The following is a 6,358-nucleotide window of genomic DNA, read 5'->3' as shown; positions in this document are numbered from 1 at the left end:
ATTTAAAATTAAATAAAGTTAAATAGTTCGTGTTTAACAACAAAGAAAAATAATGAACAACCTCTCCTCCTTTATATAAAAGCGTTTACATTAAATTGTTTCAATGATATTATGTAGTTAAAGTTTGATCTATCTCAAAGGAGGATGGCACGTGCATGAAAATCTTTTATGATCAGGCCGTTCAGTTTGTAACATGTTTAAGTCTCGGCGAAAAGAAAAAAATGTTCTATGATTTAGCCAAAATCATTCAGAAACATCAACATTTAACGCAACGAAAACATACTTGGAGTGATCGCATCTTTTTCTCTACCAAAACATATCAGCATTACAAGCAACTTCTATTATTTAAAAATAATCATAATGATGAGCTAATTATTCGAGAAGTGCATCAAACAAACTTATTTACCCATCACGCTCATTTTGAAGTATTTCTCAATTTTAAAGAAATTCCCTTTGACTATGTCAATATACTTTTTAACATCCTAAAAATGGAGCTGTATACAATTGAATTCGCGTAAATAAAAGCCTCTGAACAATCATGTTCAAAGGCTTCTTTTATTAACTTATTCACCTAATCCTACTCGGTTAAAAATAGTATCTACATTTTTTAAATGGTGATGGTAATCAAAGGCATCTGCTAACTCATCTGCTGACAAAACAGACGTAATTTTTTCATCCGCTTCTAGCAACGGACGGAAGGCAATTTGGTTATCCCACGCTTCAGCAGTTTTCGGCTGTACTAAGTCATAGGCTTCTTCACGAGTCATGCCATGATCAATTAATTTAAGCATCACACGTTGGCTGTAAATCAAACCAAAAGTTGCATCCATATTACGTTTCATATTCTCTGGGAAAACAGTTAATTTCTCCACAATTGTTCCGAAACGATTTAACATATAGTTAATTAAAATAGTTGTATCAGGGATAATAATCCGTTCTGCTGATGAATGAGAGATATCACGTTCATGCCATAACGATACATTTTCATAAGCTGTAACCATGTGTCCACGCACCACACGTGCGAGACCAGACATGTTTTCTGAACCAATCGGGTTGCGTTTATGCGGCATTGCCGAAGAGCCTTTTTGACCTTTTGCAAAAAACTCTTCTACTTCACGTGTTTCTGATTTTTGCAAACCACGAATTTCTGTTGCAAATTTTTCAATGCTTGTCGCAATTAAAGCTAATGACGCAAGATACTCTGCATGTAAATCTCTAGGTAACACTTGTGTTGAGATGTCTTGTGGACGAATCCCTAATTTTGTACATACATATTCTTCTACAAACGGAGAAATATTGGCAAAGGTTCCTACTGCTCCACTGATTTTTCCAGCTTCAACGCCTTTTGCCGCATGTTCAAAACGTTCCATGTTACGTTTCATTTCAGAATACCATAGGGCTAATTTCAATCCAAAGGTCGTTGGTTCAGCATGTACACCATGCGTACGTCCCATCATCACTGTATATTTATGCTCTTTCGCTTTCTCACCAATAATATCTATCATCCGTTGTAAATCTTTACGTAAGATATCATTGGCTTGTTTCATCAAATAACCATAAGCAGTATCTACAACATCAGTTGAAGTCAAACCATAGTGAACCCACTTACTTTCATCACCTAATGATTCTGATACCGCACGCGTAAATGCGACAACATCGTGTCTAGTTTGTTCTTCAATTTCTAAAATACGTTGAATATCGAATGATGCATTTGCACGAATTTTTTTGACATCTTCTGCAGGGATTTCACCTAATTCAGCCCAAGCTTCATCAGCTAAAATTTCTACCTCTAACCATGCTTGATAACGGTTTTCATCCGTCCAAATTTTTCCCATTTCAGGTCGTGTATAACGTTCTAACATCTTCTATATTCCCTTCTTAATCCCAAATTTTCGTCTGTTTAATTTCTGATAATGTTTCTTCAACATCATTGGTCACAATAGTAATATGTCCCATTTTACGACCTGTTTTTGCCAATTCTTTGCCATAATAATGGAATTGCCATTGCGGTTTTTTAGCAATTTCTTGATAACTTTGTTCCAAATGTTCACCTAAAATATTAACCATGACTGCATCGTGTAATAAATGAACTTCACCTAACGGCCAACCAGCAATGCCCCGAATATGAGCATCAAATTGACTGAAATCACAAGCTTCAATCGAATAATGTCCTGAATTGTGCGGTCTTGGTGCTAATTCATTGACGTAAATTGCTCCTGTTTCAGTTAAAAACATTTCAATTGCTAATACACCACACAAATTTAATGACTCTGCAATGACTTTTGCAATTCGTTTAACTTCTTGCTCCACATAACTAGGTACATTCGCTGGCGCAATCGTTTCATGTAAAATATTATTCCGATGAATATTCTCCACCACAGGGAATGTTGTATACTCTTCCCCATTACCAGCTACAATAATTGATAGTTCCTTCTCAAAAGGAATCCATGCTTCTAATTCACATGTTCCGCCACGTAACAAGTTCATTGACGGCGCAAGATCCTTCGTGCCCTTTAGCACATACTGTCCTTTACCATCATACCCACCACGAGTGGTTTTCAGTACACAAGGATAACCGATGCTCTCTATAGCGTCTTGAATATCTGTTGGGCTAATAATCGTTGAATAAGGGGCAATTACAATATTATTTGCCTCTAAAAATGATTTTTCCAGTAGACGATCTTGCGTAATTGCTAAAAGATCAGTACCTTGTGGAACATGACATAAAGGTAAAATTGCATTTAAAGCTTCGACACTGACGTTTTCAAACTCATAAGTAATGACATCACTGCGTCTTGCCATTTCTTCCAATGCTAAAATATCATCATATGCCGCAACAATGTGCCAATCGGCTAATTGAGCTGTCGGACAATTTTCTACAGGATCGAGTACACCGACACGAAAGCCCATTTTTTTTGCACTTAAGGTCATCATCCGACCTAATTGGCCGCCACCAACAATTCCAATTGTGGAGCCGGGCATTAAAGGTTTAACCAAGTTGATCACTACTTTCCATTACTGATTCTTTCATTTGTTTTCTTTGTTCTGCAAGTTTTTTTGCCACTTCTAAATCATACATGGAAAGCATCTGTGCCGCAAGTATTCCAGCGTTAATTGCACCAGCTTTTCCAATAGCCGTAGTTGCCACTGGCACACCACCTGGCATTTGAACAATTGATAATAAGGAGTCCAAGCCATTTAATGTTCGTGATTGGACAGGAACACCAATCACAGGTAAAGTTGTTTTAGCTGCAATCATTCCTGGTAAATGTGCGGCTCCTCCAGCACCAGCAATGATTACTTTTATCCCTTCTTCACGTGCTGTCTCAGCAAACGTAAACATCTCCTCTGGTGTGCGATGTGCCGATATCACTTTTTTCATATAGGGAATGGCTAGTTCATCCAACGATACACACGCATCCTTCATTGTCTCCCAATCAGAAGTACTTCCCATTACTACAGCAACTAGTGGTTTCATTCAGTTAGCTCCTTTATCATTAGTGCCTTTATTTTAGCAACCAAAAAAACTGTTGTCAAAGCATATCCGAATATTTAACCACATAAAATATATTTCATTCGTTTTTAAACATACTTAGCTCTTTTCTGATTGCCTCTAATGGATGAATAACTAGTTGTTGATGTTGCTGATTGTACCGTTCCACCGCACGACTCATTGAAAGTTGCGCTGCCATAAGCTGACCATTCCCCAAAGACAGAAGCGTTTCATAAATCCGTGCATCATGCTTCGTTATTTCTCCTGCTAAATACCATGAAAAAACATTATCAATTACCATGATTTCTATTTGCTTAACCCAAGGACAGAATTTCCTTAAACGCTGAAGCGTCCCTGTAACTATTTGTTTATTTGTAAATAGTACGGTCAATGTTTGCCTTGTTTTTGGTAATTGTTTAAACAACATTTCATCAATCATAAGCAACGGGACCTCACTAATCAATGGCCGCTGCTCTAACAAAGCAATATAATTTGTACAAGTAATTAAAATCGCATCCGGCTTTTTAGCTATTAATTGCTGTAATTTCTGATGGATATATGTGTACTGTTGTTCGGACTCTTCTCTTTGAATCAAGTGTAAGAGTTGCTGGTCTACAACATGGTCAACCTCAATATTTATTCCTCGCATCCCTTCATCAACTAGAGCAATATTATAACTACTTGCATGTAGACAAATAATTTTCACCACTAATTCCTCACACAAAAATGACATCTCTACAATCCAAGATGTCATTTTTTATTCTTATTATTTAAGCATCGGCTTCTTGAAATGTCACTGTACCATTATCCAATGAAGCAATACGCGCAAGTGAAACCACGCGAATACCCATGTCTTCTAACACTTGACGGCCATCTTGGAAAGATTTTTCGATAACAATCCCTACGCCTTCGACTGCTGCGCCAGCTTGACGACATAATTCAATTAACCCTTTTGCAGCTTGACCATTTGCTAAAAAGTCATCAATAATTAACACATTATCCTCTTCATTTAAAAATTTACGAGAAATCGAAATCGTACTTGTGACTTGTTTCGTAAATGAATAGACCGAACTTGTCAACAATTCTTCATCCATCGTTAAACTTTTCGCTTTACGTGCAAAAATCATTGGCACCTCCAGTACTTTTGCTGCATACAATGCTGGGGCAATCCCAGAGGCTTCAATTGTCACTACTTTTGTAATGTTTTTTTCTGCAAAAACCTGCGCAAAAGTTGCACCAATATTTTCCATTAATTTAGGATCCACTTGGTGGGTAACAAAACTATCGACTTTTAATACTCCTGCACCTAGAACATTTCCATCTTGCTTAATACGATTTACTAATTCTTCCATTCCAACAAACTCACTTTCATCTTAATAATAAAAAATACCTTCTTTGCACAAAGAGCAAAAAAGGTCAGTCATTAAACACTTTTTTACTTGTTCTTCCAAATTAAAACACAATTTTCATTATGCCTATAACTTTTTAGAATTTCAAGTTTTTAACAAATAAAATGAGAAATCATTCAAAATTTGTTCGTGTTTAATGTTCATTTTCATATTCTTCACGTTCAATTTCACGGTAATGATCCATTTTAGCACTAAATAATTTACCATTAGAAGGTGGCGTATACGTAATAGCATTCGCTCCAGCTTGAATGGTTTCTAAAATACTTTCTTCTGTTGGCCCACCCGTTGCAATGATTGGCAATTCTGGATAAAGTGCTCGAAAATGACGAACGGTTTCTGCAGTCTTTTTGCCCGCGCTAATATTAACAATCTTGACACCACATGCTAATTTTTCTTCAATCGGTGTATATTTACTGGTTATCGTACTGACAACTGGTACATCTACTACCTGACAAACTTCCTGAATAGTTTCAATTGGGGTTGGTCCATTCAGCACCACACCTATCGAACCCTGCGCTTCAGCAAATAGGCTCATGTATGCGGCACGGGTTCCTTGGGTTAAACCACCACCGACACCAGAAAAGACTGGAATATCTGCCGCTTCAATAATACTCTTTGTAATGGCCGGATGTGGTGTAAATGGATAGACAGCAATCACCGCATTAGCATTATTATTCCGAACAATCGCAATATCTGTCGTAAAAATAATTGATTTTATCTTTTTACCAAAAACAATAATACCACTGGCTTCTTCAATCACTTCGGGTACACGTACAATATCTTTTCTTAAATCGGTTGTAATATTCGGAACAAAGGGTTTTTCCATAGCTGCACCTTCTCTAGTCGTATTGATATAACTGATTTGTTTCTATAACACTTTTTATTTTATCTGCGTAACCAGGGTCTGTCGCATAACCAGCCTCCTGTAGAGCTTCGGCAGCGTGAGAGTAGTCTGGTGCACTCAGCACTTGCTCGTATTTTTCAGGGCTCCAATCAACCCCATTAACAAATAACATGGTATGAGAATACATTGATTCTTCCCATGATTTATATACTCGAAATTCTCCTTTAATTGTAATCCATTGTTCATTCACAAATTCTTGCGTATCCATTTTGACTTTTTCTTGATCCCCATACGCTTTGATTCCAAATAAATTATTATATTTACTTGAAAGCTCACTTGTTCCCCAATTTGATTCCAAAATCGCTTGGCCAATAATGATACTTGGCAAAATACCGTATCCTTCTTGAAGTTCTTTTGCATAAGGAACTAAGCGTTGAATAAACTCCTCGTGACTGAGCTCTTTAGAATTCTCTTCATAGGCAAAGTTATTGCTGTTTGGCACTGGATCAACCAAACTTTTTAGTGAAAATACAAACCCTAAACCAATCATTAAAAATCCAACTAGAATAGCTGGCAGTTTCAGAGGACTTCTTTTCTTTTTTTTCATAAAGT

8 protein-coding genes are annotated in these 6,358 nt (G+C 36.9%); 1 reads left to right on the top strand and 7 read right to left on the bottom strand.

Features of this window, described 5'->3' with window-relative positions:
* The first annotated feature begins 155 nt into the window (after positions 1 to 155).
* A complete protein-coding gene (locus BAU17_RS03025; RefSeq protein WP_161901342.1) occupies positions 156 to 518 on the top strand; it encodes a hypothetical protein in 363 nt (120 codons plus the stop codon).
* 45 nt (positions 519 to 563) lie between these two features.
* Here the strand turns inward: BAU17_RS03025 and purB are convergent, their stop codons facing one another.
* The 7 genes from purB to BAU17_RS02990 all read right to left on the bottom strand — a co-directional run bounded on the left by purB (position 564) and on the right by BAU17_RS02990 (position 6,353).
* Entirely contained in the window at positions 564 to 1,862 is a 1,299-nt protein-coding gene (purB, locus tag BAU17_RS03020; RefSeq protein ID WP_161901341.1) for an adenylosuccinate lyase, read from the bottom strand.
* 16 nt (positions 1,863 to 1,878) lie between these two features.
* A complete protein-coding gene (gene purK, locus BAU17_RS03015) occupies positions 1,879 to 3,006 on the bottom strand; it encodes a 5-(carboxyamino)imidazole ribonucleotide synthase (protein ID WP_161901340.1) in 1,128 nt (375 codons plus the stop codon).
* Positions 2,990 to 3,478, bottom strand: coding sequence for a 5-(carboxyamino)imidazole ribonucleotide mutase (purE, locus tag BAU17_RS03010; RefSeq protein WP_161901339.1), 489 nt, complete (start codon positions 3,476 to 3,478; stop codon positions 2,990 to 2,992). The genes purK and purE overlap by 17 nt, the downstream gene beginning before the upstream one ends.
* A gap of 94 nt (positions 3,479 to 3,572) precedes the next feature.
* Positions 3,573 to 4,247, bottom strand: a complete 675-nt coding sequence (locus BAU17_RS03005; RefSeq protein WP_161901338.1) for a hypothetical protein — start codon at positions 4,245 to 4,247, stop codon at positions 3,573 to 3,575.
* 16 nt (positions 4,248 to 4,263) lie between these two features.
* Positions 4,264 to 4,845, bottom strand: a complete 582-nt coding sequence (locus BAU17_RS03000; protein ID WP_161901337.1) for a xanthine phosphoribosyltransferase — start codon at positions 4,843 to 4,845, stop codon at positions 4,264 to 4,266.
* A gap of 190 nt (positions 4,846 to 5,035) precedes the next feature.
* Complete coding sequence (locus tag BAU17_RS02995) at positions 5,036 to 5,728, bottom strand: hydrolase (RefSeq protein ID WP_161901336.1); 693 nt, start codon at positions 5,726 to 5,728, stop codon at positions 5,036 to 5,038.
* A 13-nt stretch (positions 5,729 to 5,741) separates the two neighbouring features.
* Positions 5,742 to 6,353, bottom strand: a complete 612-nt coding sequence (locus BAU17_RS02990) for a glycoside hydrolase family 73 protein (protein WP_161901335.1) — start codon at positions 6,351 to 6,353, stop codon at positions 5,742 to 5,744.
* Positions 6,354 to 6,358 lie beyond the last annotated feature (5 nt).

The organism is Candidatus Enterococcus willemsii, from assembly GCF_009933335.1.
Lineage (GTDB): Bacteria > Bacillota > Bacilli > Lactobacillales > Enterococcaceae > Enterococcus_F > Enterococcus_F willemsii.
Note: the sequence above shows the minus strand (reverse complement) of the source record. Positions and strands in the feature narration are given on the sequence as shown.